This window comes from Siminovitchia fortis (genome assembly GCF_007681465.1).
Taxonomy (GTDB): Bacteria; Bacillota; Bacilli; order Bacillales; family Bacillaceae_C; genus Siminovitchia; species Siminovitchia fortis.
On the sequence record NZ_VEKZ01000014.1, the window covers coordinates 25,027 to 44,110 of the forward strand.

The window sequence follows — 19,084 nt, forward strand, 5'->3', positions numbered from 1 at the left end:
TGTCCCAAACCAACAACAAAAGCAGCCAAAGTTTGGTTTCTTCAGACGATGCCAGACATTATTAAAATTTATACAATAAAGTTAAGTCTAATATTCCTAAGGTGGTGAATAAAATGGAAGCGGTAACAAGAAATTTCTTTTTATTACTTTCCAAAAGCAATTGGCTGAATGAAATGGCAAGGAAAAGAGGCGGCAGTATCGTTACGGGAAAAATCATCGCCGGAACTGATTTTCCAAGCTCGGTCCAAATCATCAAAGATCTGAACAGTAAAGGACTGGCTACCACTGTTGACCATTTGGGGGAGTTTGTCAATTCAAAAGAGACAGCCATCGAAAGGACGAAAGAGGCCATTGAAACGATCGAAACGATTGGCAGGGAAAAGCTTGATTCCCACATGTCTGTCAAAATGACGTCGCTCGGCCTTGATATTGACCGAGATCTTGTCATCAGCAACATGACAAGCATTTTAGATACAGCGGAAAAGCATGGCGTTATGGTGACGATCGATATGGAAGATGAACCCCGCTGCGAGAAAACGCTGGAGCTTTTTAAACAGTTCAAGGAATCCTACAGCTGTGTCAGTACAGTCCTTCAAGCCTACTTGTACCGCACGGAAAAGGACCTGCAAAACTTAAGTTCTTTGAAACCGTTTTTACGGCTTGTAAAAGGAGCCTACAAAGAGCCGGCAGCCGTCGCCTATCCGGATAAAAAAGATGTTGACGCCAATTATAAAAAATTGATTGAGCAAAGTCTGAAATACGGGTTGTATACAGCTGTCGCCACTCATGATGACAACATGATCAATTATACAAAGGAACTGGCTGCAAAACTGCAGATTCCAAAAGATCAGTTTGAGTTCCAGATGCTGTACGGCATGCGGACTAAAACACAATTAGATCTTGTGGAGCAGGGATATAAGATGAGAGTCTACGTTCCGTACGGCCGCGATTGGTATGGATATTTTATGAGGAGACTGGCTGAAAGGCCTGCAAATATTTCATTTGCCTTTAAAGGGTTGGTAAAAAATTAATCATTTATTATGATAAGGAGTTGTGTCGGATGATCACTTATAAACACGAACCATTCACTGATTTTTCCAAAGAGGAGAACAAGCAGGCATTCAAAGCAGGGCTGGATTTGGTAGAAAGCTATCTTGGCAAGGATTATCCTTTAGTCATCGGCGGGGAGAAAATTACGACAGATGAAAAAATCGTTTCGATCAACCCTGCCAATAAAGAAGAAATCGTCGGACGGGTATCGAAAGCTGACCGCGAATTGGCCCAACAGGCAATGGACAGTGCGCTTGCAGCCTTTGAATCTTGGAAAAAAGTAAAACCGGAAATTCGGGCGGATGTCCTCTTCAAAGCGGCTGCCATTATTCGCAGAAGAAAGCATGAATTCTCCGCATTGCTTGTCAAAGAAGCGGGAAAGCCGTGGAATGAAGCGGATGCCGATACGGCAGAAGGCATTGACTTCCTGGAATACTATGGAAGACAAATGCTTGAACTGAAGGACGGCAAAAAAGTGGAAAGCAGGCCGGGAGAATACAATCGCTATGATTATATCCCGCTTGGCGTCGGCGTGATCATTTCCCCATGGAATTTCGCCTTTGCCATCATGGCCGGAACGACGGTGGCTGCCATCGTTTCAGGCAATACAGTCCTTTTGAAGCCGGCATCCACGACACCTGTCATCGCAGCGAAATTTGTTGAAGTGATGGAAGAAGCCGGATTGCCAAAAGGCGTGCTCAACTATATTCCGGGAAGCGGTTCCGAAGTCGGCGACTTCCTCGTCGACCATCCGAAAACACGTTTCATCAGCTTCACAGGATCCAGGGAAGTCGGAACTCGCATCTATGAACGTGCCGCCATTGTGAACGAAGGCCAAATCTGGCTGAAGCGCGTAATCGCCGAAATGGGCGGAAAAGACACAATTGTCGTGGATAAGGAAGCGGATCTGGAACTGGCAGCCCAATCGATCGTCCGCTCGGCTTTCGGGTTTTCTGGGCAAAAATGCTCCGCTTGTTCCCGTGCGGTCATCGTTGAAGACGTATACGATGAAGTGTTGAATCGTGCAGTTGAATTGACAAAAGAGCTGACCATCGGCGATCCTGCCGATCAGAACAATTTCATGGGACCGGTGAACGACCAAAACGCATTTGATAAAATCATGAAATATATTGAAATCGGCAAAGGCGAAGGTGAATTGATGATCGGCGGAGAAGGCGATGACTCTAAAGGATACTTCATCAAACCGACCATTTTTGCCGGGCTTGCCCCTGAAGCACGCCTTATGCAGGAAGAAATTTTTGGCCCGGTTGTGGCTTTTGCAAAGGCGAAAGATTTTACAGAGGCGCTGGAAATTGCCAATAATACAGAATACGGGCTGACTGGAGCAGTCATTACGAACAACCGCATGAACATGGAAAAAGCCCGCGAGGAATTTCATGTCGGCAACCTGTATTTCAACCGCGGCTGTACAGGAGCGATTGTAGGCTATCAGCCTTTTGGAGGCTTCAATATGTCCGGGACCGATTCCAAGGCAGGAGGTCCTGATTATCTGCTGCTTCATATGCAGGCGAAGACGACATCCGAGATGCTGTAGTCATCAGAACGGAGATGAGCTTTTATGACAGATGAAACTTTGAAACTTATAACGATTATTGTATATATGATTCTCATGCTTGTAATCGGCTGGGTCGCCTACAGGAAGACAGGCGACCTGAACGACTATATGCTAGGCGGGCGGTCTCTTGGACCGGCAGTCACCGCACTCAGCGCCGGTGCAGCGGATATGAGCGGATGGCTGCTTATGGGTCTGCCCGGAGCTGTCTATGCAAGCGGATTGACCAGTGTCTGGATTGCCATCGGCTTGACATTAGGTGCTTATTTAAACTGGATTTTTGTCGCACCGAGGCTGCGCACCTATACCCAGGTGAGCAATGATTCGATTACAATTCCGTCTTTCTTTGAAAACCGGCTGAAAGATAACACAAAATTGCTGCGTATCGTTTCTGCCCTTGTCATTTTGGTCTTTTTTACCTTTTACGTTTCTTCGGGTCTTGTCGCAGGGGCGGTTTTCTTTGAAAGCTCGTTCGGATTCGGCTATCAGAAAGGACTGCTTATCATTGCACTCGTTGTCGTAGCCTACACACTTTTCGGCGGGTTCCTCGCTGTAAGCTGGACAGACTTTGCACAGGGCCTGATCATGTTGATTGCACTTTTGATTGTACCGGCGTTGGCCGTCATGAAAACCGGAGGTCCCGCACAAACAGTGGAAACGATCCAATCCATTGACCCTGCCCTTTTCTCGTTTTTCAGGGATACGACGTTTATCGGGATTGTCTCCCTGCTGGCCTGGGGACTTGGTTATGTCGGACAGCCGCATATTATCGTAAGGTTCATGGCCATCAGTTCAGTGAAGGAAACAAAAGTGGCACGCCGGATCGGAATGGGGTGGATGATCCTATCATTGTTGGGAGCTGTTTTAACAGCCTTGATCGGAATCGCCTATTTCCACACGACGAATCACACGCTGCATGATCCGGAAGCCGTCTTCATCGAGCTCGGTCAAATTCTATTCCACCCATTGTTTGCAGGATTTGTCTTGGCTGCAATTCTTGCCGCCATCATGAGTACGATCTCATCTCAGTTGATCGTCACTTCAAGTGCCCTTACAGAAGACTTATACAAATTACTTTTCCGCCGAGATGCAAGCGACAAAGAACTTGTCTTTTTCGGAAGGATGGCCGTTTTGGCCGTTGCATTGGTCGCTTACATTCTCAGCTCCAATAAAACGGAGTCCATCCTGAACCTTGTAGCCCACGCATGGGCCGGATTTGGAGCTTCATTCGGGCCGGTCGTTGTTTTAAGCCTCTATTGGAGGAAGCTGACAAACTGGGGTGCAATCGCCGGAATGGTTGCCGGAGCGGTTACCGTGCTTGTATGGCAAAGCCTGGATTTCGCCCTTTACGAGATTGTACCGGGCTTTCTCATCAACCTTCTCGTAGCAGTTGTTGTCAGCCTGATCACCTATAAACCAAATGAAGAAATCGAAAAGGAATTTGATGAAAGCTTGCGTTTATTGAAAGAATAGAGTGTTTTTTCTGATGCGGTCAATGAAAAGTATGATAAACTTTTCATTGACCGCTTCTTTATGGATGGGGGGAATTTGAATGGACCGTCTTTTGGAAAAAATCCACTCTTTAACGAATATCGAAGAAATAACAGAGATGATCAGTGAATATTTAAAAAAACCGGTTGTCATAGAAGATGAGCAATTTTCCCTTTTGGCGTACAGCTCTTTTTATATTGACCAGTTTGACGAAGCCAACAGGCAAACCATTTTTAAAAAACGCTGGACGATTCCCATCCTGGAGAAATTTATGGATGAAGGCATTGTCGATCAGCTAAAAACAATTCCCGAACCCTTCAGAGTGGAAAAAATAGAGGAAATCGGATTGAACCAGCGCGTTGTTGTAAGCGCTAAATATAAAGAGCGCGTTTTGGGCTTCATCTGGGTGCAGGAAACGGACCGTCTGCTGACTGAAGACGAGCTCTCCTTTCTGTTGGATGTTTCCTTTCATGTGGGCAAACTCCTTTATCAAAATAAACAATTGAAGCTGAAGAAAGACGAAGAAAAGAATAATTTTTATAAAAAAATCTTGGAGGACGCTTTCCAAACGGAAGCTCAAATCAAATGGGAAGCCGCCAACGTCAAAATTTCCCTGCCGGATTCCTTTATTTCCATCGTCTTTACAGTCGGCCCCTCCAGTGAAGAAGCTTTTGGAGAACTGCTTGAAAAAGTGGGACTTTTCGCAAATGCACTGAAAATGCCTACCCACCTTTTTATTGATCAGCTGACGGTAATTGTCATGATCGGCAGCAGTATCTCATCCCCGAAAGATCTGTCCATACACGCAAACGCATTGGCATCGTCCGTGTTGGCACAGTTCAGCGGGGAGCAGGTATATGCGGGAATCAGCCGGGAACATACATCTGTCACCCAGCTTAGAAAAAGTTATCTTGAATCCATTGAGGTCATAAAGACAGCCAAATTCATCGGGCTGAAGGAACTCCCATCACTTGAGTATAAAAAGCTTGGGCTGTTCCGGTATTTGGAGGCGATTGCACAGCAGCAGAAAAAAATGGGTGACATGAATGAGGACCTGCTGAAACTGAAACAAAAAGATGAGGAAAGCCAAACGAACCTCCTTCAAACACTTGAAGTCTACTTAGAGGAAAATTGCCGGCTGAAGCAGGCGGCGGAAAAGCTGTTCATTCATACAAACACACTGAAATACCGATTGAATCAAATCAGTGAACTGACCGAGATCAGTTTTGATGATTTTCATGCTAATTGCCAGTTGTATATTGATTTGCAGATTTTGAAGGTGAAAGAGTAAGAAGCTGTTCTTCTTATGCTTTGCTTAATCAATTATACCGATAAGACTTAAAAAACTCTTGGAAAGCAAAAACAGCTTTCCAAGAGTTTGCTTTTATTATTTTTGTTTAATATTTACAAAGACGCTTTTTACCTCGGTATAGTTCGCAAGCCCATACTCCCCGCCCATTTCGCGGCCAATTCCGGATTGTTTATAACCGCCGAACGGCATTGTTTCCCATTCGAGGCCAAAGTCATTGATCCATACTGTTCCGGATTGAAGTTTGCTCGCGATGTAGTGGGCTTTTTTGACATTCTCCGTCCAGATGCTGGCTGCCAGTCCATAGTCGCTGTCATTTGCCCGACGGATAACTTCTTCCACTGTATCAAACGGAAAGACAGCCATAACCGGTCCAAAGATTTCCTCGCGGGCAATCGTCATATCATCTGTGACGTCGGCAAAAATAGTCGGCTGTACAAAGTATCCCTTGTCATAGGCACGTTCTCCTCCGGCTACAAGGCGCGCACCTTCTTTCTTTCCTTTTTCAATATAAGAAAGGACCGTTTCCAGTTGTTTTTTCGAAACAAGTGGACCCATTTCCGTATCTTCTTCAAGTCCAGGTCCAATTTTTAGTGAATTTGCCCGTTCTGCCAATCCCTGTAGCACTTCGTTGTACAAGGACCGGTGAACGTAAACCCTTGTGCAGGCGCTGCAATTTTGACCATGGTTATACATCGTTCCGGCAAAAGCACCGTCAATCGCTTCGCTTAAATCCGCATCTTCCAAAATAATCGCCGGGGATTTGCCGCCAAGTTCCAGTGTCACTCCCTTGATTTGATCCGCTGCCTGTTTCATGACCGTTCTGCCCACTGCCGTCGACCCTGTAAAAGCTACTTTATCGACATGTTTATGGCGGATAATCGCTTCTCCCGCTACCCGGCCGGATCCCGGCACAACATTCACCACACCGTCCGGGAAGCCGGCTTCCTTGAACAACTGTGCAGCATACAAAAGGGAAAGCGGTGTTTCGGTTGCCGGTTTGATCACGACTGTACAACCGACCGCCAGTGCCGAGCCCAGCTTCCATGCCGCCATGGCAAGCGGAAAGTTCCATGGGATAATTTGCCCGACTACCCCAACAGGTTCATGGACGATATAATTCAAATAATCCGGCGAGACTTGTACTGTTTTTCCCTCTATCTTCGTCGCCCAGCCCGCATAGTAGCGGAAATGCTGAACAGTGCCGTCCACGTCATCAGCCAATGCAACAGCATAGGGCTTCCCATTGTCCAGTGTCTCCAGTTGTGCCAGCTCTTCCCTGTGTTCTTCGAGCAAATCTGCAAATTTGTAGATCAGCCGTGAACGCGAAGCAGCATCCATCCTGGTCCATTCTCCTTCATCAAAAGCATGGCGGGCAGCGGCGACCGCTGAGTCGATGTCTTCTTCGCCCGCCTCATAGACTTCCGCAATTTTCTCCTCCGTCGCCGGATTCAGTACATCGAACGTCTTTCCACTTTTGGAAGGTACATATTCCCCATTCATATAAAGTCCCAATTTCTCTTTCAAAAAGGCCGAAACTCTCGGTTTTAACTCCACCGCCTTAACATTCGTCATTTTCTTACCCCTCCATTTATCTTGATACTTCTAAAACATCCAACTGTTCCATCAGTTTCTTTAGCGTTTCTTGTTCTTCGTGGCTCAATCCGAGACGCGGCCTGCGAGCTGGGCCTCCGGCGAGCCCTTTCAAATCCATCGCGTGCTTGGTAATTTGTACATATTTCCCGGAACCTTCAAGGAAATTGCAAAGCGGAAGCAGCTTATCATATAATTCCCACGCCCGGCTGATATCACCTTCCACATAAGCATCATACATTTCCTTGGAAGTTCGGGGAGCAATATTTCCTGCCACTGAAATCCACCCTTCTGCCCCGACCGTGAACGACTCAAGAACCATATCATCAGCTCCGCAGAAAGTTTTGATGAATCCCTTGCCTTGACGGGATATGTCGCGGACGTTCCGGATTTCTCCGCTGGATTCTTTGACATGGGTAATATTCTCTACATCTCGGCCAGTTCGCAGTATTGTTTCAACTGAAATGTTCACCCCGGAAGTGAAAGGGTTGTTATAAATCATGATCGGAAAGGAAACCGATTCAGCAACCGCCTTAAAATGCTCATAGATCTCTTCTTCCTTCGGATGTGCATAGTACGAGTTGATAAGAAGTGCGGCATCCGCCCCTGCCTTTTCAGCCTGCTGTGTATATTCGATCGCTTCCTCCGTTGTTTCGGCTGCTGTTCCGACGATAAGAGGAATTCTTCCCGCAACCTGTTTGACCGCCTCTTCGACCGCCTTAAACCGCTCCTCTTTTGTCAAGCTTACGAACTCCCCGGTGCTCCCATTAATGGCAAGGCCATCGACACCCTGGTTAATGAAATACTCAATATTGTTTTTAAGTCCATCCCAATTGACCGTTTCGTCATTGTGCATCGGTGTAACGAGCACCGGATATACGCCTTTTAAGTTTGTCACAATAAATTCCTCCTCGTCTTGATAGGTTTATAGTTCATATGTCATTATCCAATGGAACTTTTTTCATTAGCAGTACGATACTCTCTGCTTTTTTCCTCCCAAAAGTCAGCACCGCTTATGCCGGCTTGAATCGGATCGAAAACAGGATCCTTACCGGCTTTTTTCTGGATTTCATAATCTCTTAACACTTTCATAGTTGGTTTGGTAAGGAGCAGAATCGCCAGAAGGCTGAGCCATGCCATCGATCCAAACCCAATATCACCTAGGGCCCACATCATGGATGCTGATTTGACGCTGCCAATAAAAATCATCGTGAGCATGACAATCTTCAAAACTGTTTTCAGCCAAGGCAGTTCCCGTTTGCCGCTTAAATAGACGAGCGTTGTTTCAGCAATATAGTAATAGGCCATTAAAGTCGTAAAGGCAAAGAAGAAGATGGCAATGGATACAAACCCCGGTCCAAAGCCGGGCAGCGCTGTTTCAACCGCCATTTGAGTGTAGGCAGGGCCTGGTTCAATATTTGCCAATGATTGGACGATAGGGGCTTTCCCCTCCGGCGTAACGTTATACATTCCCGTTACGAGAATCATCAAGGCTGTTGCCGTACAAACGACAATCGTATCAATATAGACGGAAAAAGCTTGCACTAATCCTTGTTTGGCAGGATGGCTCACTTCAGCTGCTGCGGAACTATAAGTCGCTTCACCACAGCCGGCAACATTGGAGAAAATAGCCCTTCTGACGCCCCAGGCAATCGCTGTTCCCACGATGCCGCCAAAAATTTGATTGGTTCCGAAAGCACTGGTAAAAATCAAAGAAAACATTGCAGGCACTTTATCATAATTCAGCCCCAAGACAATGAAAGTAACGACAACATAGCCAATAGCCATGAATGGGACAACCGCTTGCGATACACCGGCTATACGTTTTACACCGCCGAAAATGACAGCTCCAAGTAAAACCACCAGAAATATTGCTGTAACTGTCTTGCTTAAACCAAAGGCGTTTTCCATCCCGGCCGCAATGTTATTGGCCTGTACCCCAGGTGTCAAAAATCCGTAGGAAATTGTAACAACCACAGCCATGATGACAGCAAACCATTTCATCCTTAAGCCTTTTTCAATAAAATAAGGAGTTCCTCCGCGGTATTCATTTCCCACCTTGCTCTTGAATACCTGTGCAAGCGTCGATTCAATAAAAGCACTCGCCCCGCCTAACAGTGCCATAATCCACATCCAGAAAACCGCTCCCGGACCGCCGTAGGCAATAGCGGTTGCCACACCTGCGATATTCCCTACCCCTACACGGCCTGATAAAGCCAAACAAAATGCCTGGAAGGAAGAGATTCCGTTCTCGGAACTTTTACCTTCGAACAACAACAAAATCATTTCCTTAATATACCGAATTTGCACGAAGCGGGTCATAATGGAGAAAAACAAACCTGCCCCAAGTGCAAAAACGACAAGACCGGTGCCCCATACTTGATCGACCAACCAATTAATGATTCCTTCCACAGACGGGTTCCCCCTATCATTTTTTATTTAATCAAAAAGCCCCCCGGCAACGGGTCCGTTGGATCAAGTACAAACGTTTGCATTCCAGTAATGAATCCTTTTGCACACATACTGAATTGATACTTTCCGTTTATATACTGTGCCTTTGATTCCAGAAAGCTTTCGAAAACGCTTTCATTGATCAGAGTAAGGTCCGGTTTCACCCGCCCTTTTGATAAAAGATAAGCAAAACAAGCCACCGTGGAACCAAAGCCCGGCGAGCGAACAATCCAGCCATCTTCCCGGAATGTAACCGTTTTGATTTTTCCTTGTGCAAGCGCAGCTTCGTCCATAAGTATGACCCCTTCAATTTCAGTGGATTTAAGAGCCTGAATGGTGTTTATTCCCCACTTTTTTAATGCCGAAAGATCACTGAGCCCAATGTCTGCCTCCGCTGCGCTTTTATCAAATACAGCATAGCGATGATCCGCCTGTACAACTGCATACGATGAATCAAGCAAGGGAACGCCTGTCTGAAGGACTGAACAATCTTCGATTTCCACACTTACAGAGACAACCTGTTCTTTTTTCTTGAAGGCCACAACCGGAATCACACCGTGTACCGTTTCAATCAAATACGTACCGTTCGATTTCTCCTTCAATTTGCCGCTTTCAAGCAAAGCGGTAACTACGGCAACGACCCCTCCGTAATGAATAGGCAGCGTTTTCTCATGGTTGAAAAATACGGCTGCAGCATCACTGTTCCTGCTAATGGGCGGAACAACGAGACATCCGTTGATCCCCGCAAACCCCCGCGGCTCATTAAGCAAGAGTGCGATTTCTTTTGAAAAAACATTCGGCAGCTGCTCATCCAGCTCTTTTAAGCTTTCATATTGTATAAAAGGAATATCATCAAATAAACGGAACACTTCACCCGCTACATGTACATCTGTTGTGGAATAGAATTCCTGTAGAATCATTTTACCTCCTCCATTTCATGCTCCATCGGCGGAATCAGGAGAAAGCCTTCTTTCAACGGATCTTCTTCATTGTAAAAAAACCGATGCATCCCCATCAGCCAGGCGGATCCTGTGATTCTGGTTACAACCGCTTCCAGCCCATTCACACACGTCGTTTCCAGAACCCGGCCTTTAAATAAGGAACCAACGATGCTTTCATGGACAAACTCCTCCCCTTTGGCAATTTCCTGATTAGCATAAAGAACCGCCAACTTCGCCGAAGTCCCTGTGCCGCAAGGTGACCGGTCAATTCCTCCTGGCGGAACGACAACGGTATTTTTTACGTGAGCCTTTTCATGGGTCGGGTCCGTAAAAAACTCCACGTGGGTCAAGCCCTTGATAAAAGGATATTCCGGATGAACAACCTTTGTCCGTTCGTTGATGGCATTTCGAATGGTGATTGCCTTATCAATAATTGTGGATGCATTTTCAGGTATCAGCTCCAGCCCGATTGATTTTGCATCAATAATGGCGTAAAAATTTCCGCCATAAGCAATGTCAGCTTCAACCTGCCCGATGCCTTCCACGTTGACAGAAACTCTTTTTAATAAAAAGGCCGGTACATTGCAAAATGACACTTCTTTTGCTTTCCCATTTTCAACTGTAATATCGACTTCCACCAATCCTGCGGGCGTATCCAGCTTCAAGATAGTGACAGGCTCCTGACCCTTAATAATTCCCGCCTCAACCAGAGCGGTACAGACACCGATCGTATCGTGGCCGCACATCGGCAAATAGCCGCCCGTCTCAATATAAATCACACCCAAATCAGCATCAGGATGGCAAGGATCCGTGAGAAGCACCCCCGACATGACATCATGACCCCTCGGTTCATTCATGAGCAGCTTGCGAATCCAGTCGTATTCTTTTTTCATATGGAGCATTTTCTCTGACATGGTGTTTCCTTTTAATTCAGGAAGGCCGCTGATCAATGTTCTTGTCGGATTCCCTCCCGTATGTGTGTCAATCGTCGTAAACATTTTATCCGCCTTCATCAACTAACCACCTCTCTTGAAAACCGGTTATAGCGGAGCGGATCAATGGGAATGGAGGTTTCTTTCTCATTGATCATCTCTTCAATCACCTTCCCGGTAACTGCCGAAAGACTAATGCCATCCCCCTCGTGTCCTGCGGCTATGTAAAACCCGGGAACCTCGTCCACATGGGAAACGATCGGCAGATGATCTTCTGTGTATGGCCGCAGGCCGGCGTAGGAACGGATCATCATCATATCTGCCATTTTCGGATAAAACCGAATGGCTCTTCTTGCTATGCACTTAATGACTTCATTTCTTACTCTCATATCAAAACCGGCAAACTCCCTGCTGCTTCCGATTAAGAAATTTTGGCTCTCCGTCGGCTCAAATACAAGGGCAACCCCATATTTTTCAGTGAGCGGGTCGACTCGGCGTTTTCCGCCAAATTTTGAAATCAAATAGCCAAATTCCATCACCTTGCGGGAACCGACGTGCTCCTGTCTGGAAGCTACAATAATATGTCCTTTTCTTGGTTGTATCGGAATGGAAAGCCCCACCATTTCTCCGATTCGCGGAGCCCAAACGCCGCAAGCATTTACCACTTGGCTGGCGGTAAAAACTCCATTGGAAGTTTCCACTCTAAATTGTCCGTCCAGTCCTTTTTGAATGCTTTTTACTTCCGTCTGCTTCCAAGCGTCAGCCCCGTTGTTCTGGGCGCTTTCTAATAAAGCAAAGGCCAGCATATAGGGGTTGATCGTCGAGTCTGTGGCGCATTCCAAACCTCCTAACAGATCTTCGGCGAAAAATTTTGACTCCTGCCGGATATCCTGGCGGTCGAGCATCCGAAAAGGAAGCCCTGCCTCCTTTTGCCTGTCCACCCATTGTCGGGCCGCCTCCATTTCCTCCTCGGTTTCACAGACGAGGATACTTCCCGGCGCGCGATATTCAAAAGGATATTTCAATTCTTTTGCCAGCCGATCGACCAAATTTTGACTGACCAAAGACATTTGGCTGTCAAATCCGGGATCTTTATCAATTGCCAAGATATTGCCGTCACACTTGGAGGAAGTTCCGCTTACAAACTCCCCTTTTTCAAGAATCGTCACTTGCCGGCCTGATTTGGATACGTAATACGCAATCGCACAGCCGATTATCCCTCCTCCAATGACCAAAACATCGCAATGTTTCAAAGCTTTCCCTCCTTTAGGCCGCTTGCTTATCTATAATGCAAGGAGCATGCCACCTTAAATGTTTGTAAACAAAACAAATTTATAAGAGTATTTCAAAAAAATAAACACTACGTGTATAATAAATTAGACACTGTATAACAACTTTTACAATTGGGAGGCAAAGAAATGGCGTTTTCGCTCACCATTGATAAGATTTTAAAAGAAGCTTTGAAAAATGGCTCAAATTCTTTACATGAAGCAGTGGAACCATCGTATAAAACTGTCCATATCAACGACTCAGTGGAAACCTTGATTCAATCCCTCCAAGAGTCTGAGCCGATCGTCATTGTAAATCAGCAGCAACAGCCGGCAGCGGTCTTGACGGCTTCTGATATGATTCAAACCCTCTATTCCCTGTACAGACAATTAAGAGCTTTTTACAATACTGTCACTCAAACAACGGACTCCTCAGTGACTGTCATTGATGAGAATGAGGTGGTTCAGACTTGGACAGAAGGTGCGGAGAAAATATTTTCAATCAAGCAAAGCGAGATATTGGGCAGAAAAATAACCGACTTTTTCGACACCGATAAACTAGAATTACTGAAGTCGCTTTATAAAGGCAAAAGCATCACCCACCATCAACATCAGCCCAGATCCGACCTGTTTGTGCTGATTAATTCCAATCCCGTTTTTTGCGATCGAAAAATTATCGGAGCGGTCGTATCCGAAATGGATGTAACGAGCCAGGTCATGCTGAATGAGAAACTATTCAACATGTCAACAGAAGTCCACCGCCTGGAACAGGAGGTTGCAAAATACAGAAAAACCCGTGATCCATTCAGTCCCATCAAAGGAAAAAGCACCTCCCTTCAGCAAACGGTTGAATTGGCCAGAAAAGTTTGTACTGTAAAGTCCACCGTATTGATTTTGGGTGAAAGCGGCGTGGGCAAGGAGGTCTTTGCCAAGGCAATCCATGAGGCTAGCGAGCCAGAAGATGCCCCATTCATTTCTGTCAACTGCGGAGCTATTCCCGAATCACTATTTGAAAGCGAAATGTTTGGCTATGAAAAAGGGGCCTTCTCCGGAGCAAACCAAAAAGGAAAAAAAGGAAAGGTTGAACTTGCCCGGGGAGGGACACTTTTTCTCGACGAAATTGGAGAAATGCCCCTTGATATGCAAGTGAAGCTTTTAAGGGTTTTACAGGAGCAAAAATTTTACCGAATTGGCGGAGAAAAAGAGATTGATATAGATTTTCGGATTATCGCCGCGACTAACCGCGACTTGGCGGAACTTGTCAGAGAGGGGAAATTCCGCGACGATTTATTTTACAGATTGAACGTCGTCAGCATACAAATACCCCCGTTAAGAGAAAGAAAAGAAGATATCATTGAACTGACAAGCCATTTTTTACAAGAATTATCGATCCGTTATGAGCGCCCTATTCAAAAGTTCCCTGCCGATGTGATGCATGCAATGCTTCATTATGACTGGCCGGGCAATATTCGGGAGCTGCGAAATGTCGTTGAGCGCTTGGTCGTTTTTTCGGCAGATGGCTTGATAAAAAAAGAATATTTGCCCTTCGTTTCTAATGCTTCCGCAATAAATCCGGCTCATCAAACGATGGAAATACAAAAAGATGAAGAGGAGACTGTACTTCCTCTACAGGAAGAGATGGACTCATATGAAAGGAAAGTTCTTGAACGGGCTTTAAGAATAACCGATGGAAATAAAGCACAATGTGCGAAACAACTTGGAATCACCCGGGCCACTCTGTACAATCGAATGAAGCGCCTCGGATTATCTTAATATGGCATGTTTCTTGCATTTATATTGAGCAAGGATTTGAGGAGGCGATCAAGTGAATAGACTCAAAGATATGGTTGTTTGCCGGTGCGAGGAAGTGACTTTTGGACAGATTCAAGAAACAGCTGAAAAACACCAATGCACGGCAAGAGAGCTAAAATTGCGAACGAGAGCCGGAATGGGCTTTTGCGGGGGGCGGACATGCCGGGTATCCGTAGATCAAATGATTGCAAGTGCCGTAAAGAATGTAAAAATGTCGGAAATTCCTTTAAAGTATCAACCCCCTGTTCGTCCCATCACTTTCGGTTCAGCAGGTGAAATGAATGACTAGGATTATGAACCACCCAATCCTTGGGAAACTGGATAATAATAAAACAATCCCTTTTCAATTTGATGGAAAGCTATATTATGCGCGGGAAGGGGAAACAATAGCTGCGGCCTTGTTGGCAAACGGCGTCCGCCGGCTCCGGGTCCATGAAGAAAGCGGGACACCGAGAGGCTTTTACTGCAATATCGGCCACTGTATGGAGTGCCGCGTTACCGTTAATGGCCAGCCGAATAAGAGGGCTTGTCTAACCATTGTGGAAGAAGATATGTTGATTGAAAGCGGAAAGCGGCTTCCGAACATTGTCAAAAGGATGGTGGAAGAACAGTGACGGATGTAATTGTAATTGGGGCAGGGCCTGCAGGTTTGGCGGGAGCTATCTCATCGGCTGAGCACGGATTGAGTGTTACTGTACTCGATGAATTCATCAAGCCCGGCGGAAGGCTGCTCGGACAGCTGCATCAGGAGCCATCCGGCCAATGGTGGAATGGAATCGAAGAATCAAAACGGCTTCAAGAAGAAGCGGAAGGACTGGGCGTGGATATACGCTGCGGCGTATCCGTTTATAACCTCTATAAAGAGGGTGCCCTCTGGAACGTTTATACAAATGAAGGTTCCTTTCAAGCCCCTTTTGTTCTACTTGCGACTGGTGCAGCCGAATATCCGATACCTCTTCCGGGCTGGACCCTTCCCGGAGTCATGTCAATCGGCGCTGCCCAAGTCATGACCAATGTGCACAGAGTGGAAGTCGGAAAAAAAGGGATCATTATTGGAGCGAATATTTTGGCCTTTGCCATCTTAAATGAACTCCAGTTGGCGGGAATTCATGTAGACAGAATTTTTCTGCCTGAAAAGACCTCATTAAGCAATGATGCAGCTGTACCGGAAAAAGTGATAAAATCCCTGTTAAACGCTGCACATCTTGCCCCTTCCCCTCTTCTCAGAGCAGGAAGCCGCTTGATGAAAAATGATTGGATAAGGAAGGCTGGATTATGCTTTTTCCCTAAAGATGGGATTAAGGTAAACGGAACACCGCTGCAATTAAAGAAAGCGGCAGTTGAGATCGTAGGCAAAGAGCAAGTGGAAGGTGTTCGCGCCGTAGATATCGATTCTTCCGGAAACAGGATATCCGACTTGGAGATAGAGTATGAGGCGGATTTTGTTTGCATTGCCGGCGGTTTGTACCCTCTGGCTGAACTGGCTGCTGTCGCCGGCTGTCCGTTTAAATACGTACCTGCGCTCGGCGGGCATGTGCCAATCCATTCAGAAGAGATGGAAACACCTCTTCAGGGACTCTTTGTCGCCGGAAATATCACGGGAATTGAAAGCGGTAAAATTGCGATGGCCCAAGGATCTGTAGCTGGGCTGTCGATTGCCGTGCAGGCGAAAAGTGGAGGACAATCATTAGATGAAATACTGAAGGAGGGGATCCATCGGGTTCAGGCTTTACGGAGGCAAACCGCCATTCAATTTAATCCTGATATAGAGAAGGGCAGAGAGCAAATGAAAGATTATTGGGGAAATATGGAACAAGATAACAAGGTCAATGCCAAAAGGATTGGATAAAAACCAGGCCCGAGGGCCCGGTTTTTTGTTTAAGCGAGCTTCAGAAATCTTAATGTTCAACAATGATAAGGCTAAAAAAATTGCTTACTAAAGGGGCTTAATGTCAATCCAGACGAGGAAGAAAAATCCGGATTGAGGTATTTCCCCCCTCTTCCCTGACATTACTTTATTATAGGTTTTACTCCTTTACATGGACTTCAATTGGCTCACCAACAACATTCCACTCCTGTCCTAACATTGAGAATGTATGTTTTACGAAGACTTGGGCAGTTCCGGGAGAAACTGCTTCGATTGTATTGCCATTAACTCGGACAACATCGGTATTATCTGTAACGAATAACTCAGTTGGGATGTTCTCCTTTTTTGCAGTCCGGTAGTCTACGAAAGCTTTTGCACGAATCGTAGACGTCTTGCCTGGTTTTAGATTTACTTTTTTGATAGGTGTTTCCAGGTTGATGGGTGAGTCCGTCAGCCATTGCATGTAATCGGTGATTGGTCCAATAAGACCTTCTGCAAGCTTATCACGGAACGGTGCTTCCTCGCGGAAAGTCCAATGCATGGTAAGCATGCCGCGTTGCCGCATGTATTGGATAAATTCCTTGTATGTGCTTCCGTAGCTTGCATTAAGCGTAACGTTGTAGTTTGTTCCATAATCCATCATTTTTTGTGCGTTTTTAATTTTGGCACTTTGCGTTCCTGGAACTGCCGCGGAATAGAGGTATCCGACCGGAATTTCAGGATGTAACTCGAAAGATTTTACCATGCTGCCAAGATCGAAGCTTTGAAGGACGACTTGGTCGACCATGCCCGCTTCCTTGATTTTTCTTATCGCTTGTTCTTCAATGTCTACATCTTTTAATTCAATGAGTAGAATTACATCTTTCCCTTTGAATTCCTGCAAAAACTCTTTGAAGGTCGGAACCTTTTCGCCTGCGAATTCTTCACCAAACTTGCTTCCGGCATCAAGTTGGCGGATTTCTTCCAGGGTAAGGTCACGAACAGCGCCTTTGCCATTTGTAGTTCGGTCCACAGTTGTATCATGCATGATGATAATGTGCCCGTCTTTAGTGAGTTGTAAATCCGTTTCAATTTGATCCGCGCCCAAATCGTAAGCAAGTCGATAACCAGCCATTGTGTTTTCAGGAGCCATAGACGGAACTCCTCTATGTGCCGCGACGATCGGCCGCTGAACAATCGTATTCTTTGGATACTTTGCAAGTGCCTCAACAGAAGCAGCAGGATTGTTTGTAATCATGCCATCCACACCGGTATGGATAAGTTCATGTGAGGCATTTTCCGTTCCGGCACCCACTCCCCACACAGCGACCATTCTTGTGTGCAGGTAGTGAACAGTTTCTACTGTAAGTATTTTTTGGGGAATCAACGCAACCTTGGCATTACTTGAATGGACAGTCCGGACCAATTGGTTAAGATCATGTTTGTTAAATGATTGTTTCGTATAGATGATCCCGCCTCGTGCTGTTGGCATCAGCGTGGTAATTGCTTTTACAATAGCCGGGTTGGAGGAAACAATATGAACATCAGTTGATTGGGTTTCATCTAGTGTATGAACGACCTCCTCTTCGAGCCCTCTCTGTTCAATTTTTAGAATTGGAATATGTTTATTTTTTACTTTGGCAAGCGCTTCTGAAAGAGGCAGTCCGCCCGTCACCAAGTGACCTGCGGCATTCCTTTCAACATCAAGAAGGACGGATGCTGTATTTGCATCGGCTGCGGCTGAAAGTGAACTGCCGATAAGTGTCGGTGCATTGATAATATTGGTCTTAACCTCTTCAGGAAGGAAAGCACCTGAGTTATCAACAGGCGGCAAGTCCTGGTCAAATGTCGATACTTTCACATTGTCAAAAAGGACGGTTGATCCGCTTGCTTGAAATCCGACGTCCCCATTTTTCATATTCATTGCCTGGTCGCTATTGATGACAAGTTTATTATTAATAAATTGCTGCACTCGGTTTTTGCTGACGATAACTTTCAAACGGTAAGGCTTATTATACTCAAAGTTTTCCGTAAAAAAAGTAGCTTCCGGTACAACCCACTTGTTTTGAGCGTCACGCTCAGCGAATTCAACTCCATTTAATGCCGTTGTTCCTCTCCGGATTGCAAACTGATAGTACGGATAATCCTCAGATTGAACTCTGTACATCAAAGATGCCCAACGAGTGTCTTCAACAGCGGAAACAAAGGTCATATCTGCTTCAAAAACGATATCTCTACTTTCATCCGGGAGAGGCACCAATACTCTAGCCGGGGATGCAGTGGAAGGTGAGGTTAACTTTAATTTCCCGTTCTCGACCGCAGCTTGCCCTTCAATTACCTTCCACCCATCTGGCAAGCGGTCATCCAACCGATCAAAATTCTCTTCGACCAATACTGATTGTTCTGCACGAACGATGTGGCTTGCTTCAAAAGGAAAGCTGGCAGCAGTTATAACGATAATAGTGAAAATCATGGCAAGCTTCATCACAATGTTTCTCCTCTTTCTCATTCCGACTCCTCCTTGTATGTAGATTTTCTCACTAACCCAGACAGCAATTGGTTAGCAGTATATATTATTGTTAATTTTCTGGAAAGTAAAAATTTTGTTTTTCGCCAAAAATCGTCCTTTTTTACCTGAGACATGATAGTTTCTAATACACTTGGACTAAATGCATGATAGGGCTAAGTAACTGAATTGCTTATTTTTACCGGTGAATTGCATACTTTAATTTGATAGAATATTGCTAAATCAAGTTGCATAGAGCTTTACATTCATTGGGCCAATAGTTTCCTCTTGAAATTAGATAGGAAAAAAATT

The 19,084-nt window shown here is 45.6% G+C and carries 15 protein-coding genes; 8 read left to right on the forward strand and 7 right to left on the reverse strand.

Annotated elements, in window-relative coordinates:
• Positions 1 to 113: 113 nt before the first annotated feature.
• The 4 genes from FS666_RS06985 to FS666_RS07000 all read left to right on the forward strand — a co-directional run bounded on the left by FS666_RS06985 (position 114) and on the right by FS666_RS07000 (position 5,405).
• Entirely contained in the window at positions 114 to 1,031 is a 918-nt protein-coding gene (locus FS666_RS06985; protein ID WP_144460852.1) for a proline dehydrogenase family protein, read from the forward strand.
• A 29-nt stretch (positions 1,032 to 1,060) separates the two neighbouring features.
• The gene (pruA, locus tag FS666_RS06990; protein WP_120072131.1) at positions 1,061 to 2,605 is read left to right on the forward strand and encodes an L-glutamate gamma-semialdehyde dehydrogenase; all 1,545 of its coding nucleotides are present in this window, start codon (positions 1,061 to 1,063) and stop codon (positions 2,603 to 2,605) included.
• A 24-nt stretch (positions 2,606 to 2,629) separates the two neighbouring features.
• A complete protein-coding gene (putP, locus tag FS666_RS06995; protein WP_120072129.1) occupies positions 2,630 to 4,096 on the forward strand; it encodes a sodium/proline symporter PutP in 1,467 nt (488 codons plus the stop codon).
• Positions 4,097 to 4,175: 79 nt separating this feature from the next.
• Positions 4,176 to 5,405, forward strand: coding sequence for a PucR family transcriptional regulator (locus FS666_RS07000; RefSeq protein ID WP_120072127.1), 1,230 nt, complete (start codon positions 4,176 to 4,178; stop codon positions 5,403 to 5,405).
• A gap of 96 nt (positions 5,406 to 5,501) precedes the next feature.
• Here FS666_RS07000 and FS666_RS07005 read toward each other — a convergent pair whose 3' ends face one another.
• From FS666_RS07005 to FS666_RS07030, 6 genes are read right to left on the reverse strand one after another with little or no spacing between them, the layout of a single operon-like run.
• A complete protein-coding gene (locus tag FS666_RS07005) occupies positions 5,502 to 6,998 on the reverse strand; it encodes an aldehyde dehydrogenase family protein (RefSeq protein ID WP_144460851.1) in 1,497 nt (498 codons plus the stop codon).
• Positions 6,999 to 7,014: 16 nt separating this feature from the next.
• On the reverse strand, positions 7,015 to 7,914 hold the full coding sequence (dapA, locus tag FS666_RS07010; protein WP_120072123.1) for a 4-hydroxy-tetrahydrodipicolinate synthase: 900 nt from the start codon (positions 7,912 to 7,914) through the stop codon (positions 7,015 to 7,017).
• 44 nt (positions 7,915 to 7,958) lie between these two features.
• On the reverse strand, positions 7,959 to 9,428 hold the full coding sequence (locus tag FS666_RS07015) for an alanine/glycine:cation symporter family protein (protein WP_120072121.1): 1,470 nt from the start codon (positions 9,426 to 9,428) through the stop codon (positions 7,959 to 7,961).
• Positions 9,429 to 9,451: 23 nt separating this feature from the next.
• Entirely contained in the window at positions 9,452 to 10,387 is a 936-nt protein-coding gene (locus FS666_RS07020; protein ID WP_144460850.1) for a proline racemase family protein, read from the reverse strand.
• Entirely contained in the window at positions 10,384 to 11,421 is a 1,038-nt protein-coding gene (locus FS666_RS07025) for a proline racemase family protein (protein ID WP_144460849.1), read from the reverse strand. The genes FS666_RS07020 and FS666_RS07025 overlap by 4 nt, the downstream gene beginning before the upstream one ends.
• Positions 11,421 to 12,593 (reverse strand): NAD(P)/FAD-dependent oxidoreductase, encoded by a 1,173-nt coding sequence (locus FS666_RS07030; protein ID WP_144460848.1) that lies wholly within the window; start codon positions 12,591 to 12,593, stop codon positions 11,421 to 11,423. Before FS666_RS07030 ends, FS666_RS07025 begins: the two co-directional genes overlap by 1 nt.
• A gap of 165 nt (positions 12,594 to 12,758) precedes the next feature.
• Here FS666_RS07030 and FS666_RS07035 point away from each other — a divergent pair, with 165 nt between their 5' ends.
• Genes FS666_RS07035 through FS666_RS07050 form a run of 4 tightly spaced genes read left to right on the forward strand, consistent with a single transcriptional unit; the run spans position 12,759 to position 16,269 of the window.
• The gene (locus FS666_RS07035; protein ID WP_144460847.1) at positions 12,759 to 14,381 is read left to right on the forward strand and encodes a sigma-54 interaction domain-containing protein; all 1,623 of its coding nucleotides are present in this window, start codon (positions 12,759 to 12,761) and stop codon (positions 14,379 to 14,381) included.
• A 52-nt stretch (positions 14,382 to 14,433) separates the two neighbouring features.
• Positions 14,434 to 14,709: a (2Fe-2S)-binding protein gene (locus FS666_RS07040; protein ID WP_144460846.1), complete on the forward strand. Its 276-nt coding sequence runs from the start codon at positions 14,434 to 14,436 to the stop codon at positions 14,707 to 14,709.
• Positions 14,702 to 15,034, forward strand: coding sequence for a (2Fe-2S)-binding protein (locus FS666_RS07045; protein ID WP_144460845.1), 333 nt, complete (start codon positions 14,702 to 14,704; stop codon positions 15,032 to 15,034). The genes FS666_RS07040 and FS666_RS07045 overlap by 8 nt, the downstream gene beginning before the upstream one ends.
• Positions 15,031 to 16,269, forward strand: coding sequence for an NAD(P)/FAD-dependent oxidoreductase (locus FS666_RS07050; protein WP_144460844.1), 1,239 nt, complete (start codon positions 15,031 to 15,033; stop codon positions 16,267 to 16,269). The genes FS666_RS07045 and FS666_RS07050 overlap by 4 nt, the downstream gene beginning before the upstream one ends.
• A 178-nt stretch (positions 16,270 to 16,447) precedes the next feature.
• On the opposite strand, the gene FS666_RS07055 is transcribed toward FS666_RS07050, so the two are convergent.
• Entirely contained in the window at positions 16,448 to 18,775 is a 2,328-nt protein-coding gene (locus FS666_RS07055; protein WP_144460843.1) for a glycerophosphodiester phosphodiesterase family protein, read from the reverse strand.
• Between the last annotated feature and the right edge of the window lie 309 nt (positions 18,776 to 19,084).

Coding starts and splice junctions, on each gene's coding strand:
- putP (WP_120072129.1), top strand. CDS start 2,630: ATGACAGATGAAACTTTGAAACTTATAACGATTATTGTATATATGATT.
- FS666_RS07020 (WP_144460850.1), bottom strand. CDS start 10,387: ATGATTCTACAGGAATTCTATTCCACAACAGATGTACATGTAGCGGGT.
- pruA (WP_120072131.1), top strand. CDS start 1,061: ATGATCACTTATAAACACGAACCATTCACTGATTTTTCCAAAGAGGAG.
- FS666_RS07055 (WP_144460843.1), bottom strand. CDS start 18,775: ATGAGAAAGAGGAGAAACATTGTGATGAAGCTTGCCATGATTTTCACT.
- FS666_RS07025 (WP_144460849.1), bottom strand. CDS start 11,421: ATGAAGGCGGATAAAATGTTTACGACGATTGACACACATACGGGAGGG.
- FS666_RS07035 (WP_144460847.1), top strand. CDS start 12,759: ATGGCGTTTTCGCTCACCATTGATAAGATTTTAAAAGAAGCTTTGAAA.
- FS666_RS07045 (WP_144460845.1), top strand. CDS start 14,702: ATGACTAGGATTATGAACCACCCAATCCTTGGGAAACTGGATAATAAT.
- FS666_RS06985 (WP_144460852.1), top strand. CDS start 114: ATGGAAGCGGTAACAAGAAATTTCTTTTTATTACTTTCCAAAAGCAAT.
- FS666_RS07005 (WP_144460851.1), bottom strand. CDS start 6,998: ATGACGAATGTTAAGGCGGTGGAGTTAAAACCGAGAGTTTCGGCCTTT.
- FS666_RS07000 (WP_120072127.1), top strand. CDS start 4,176: ATGGACCGTCTTTTGGAAAAAATCCACTCTTTAACGAATATCGAAGAA.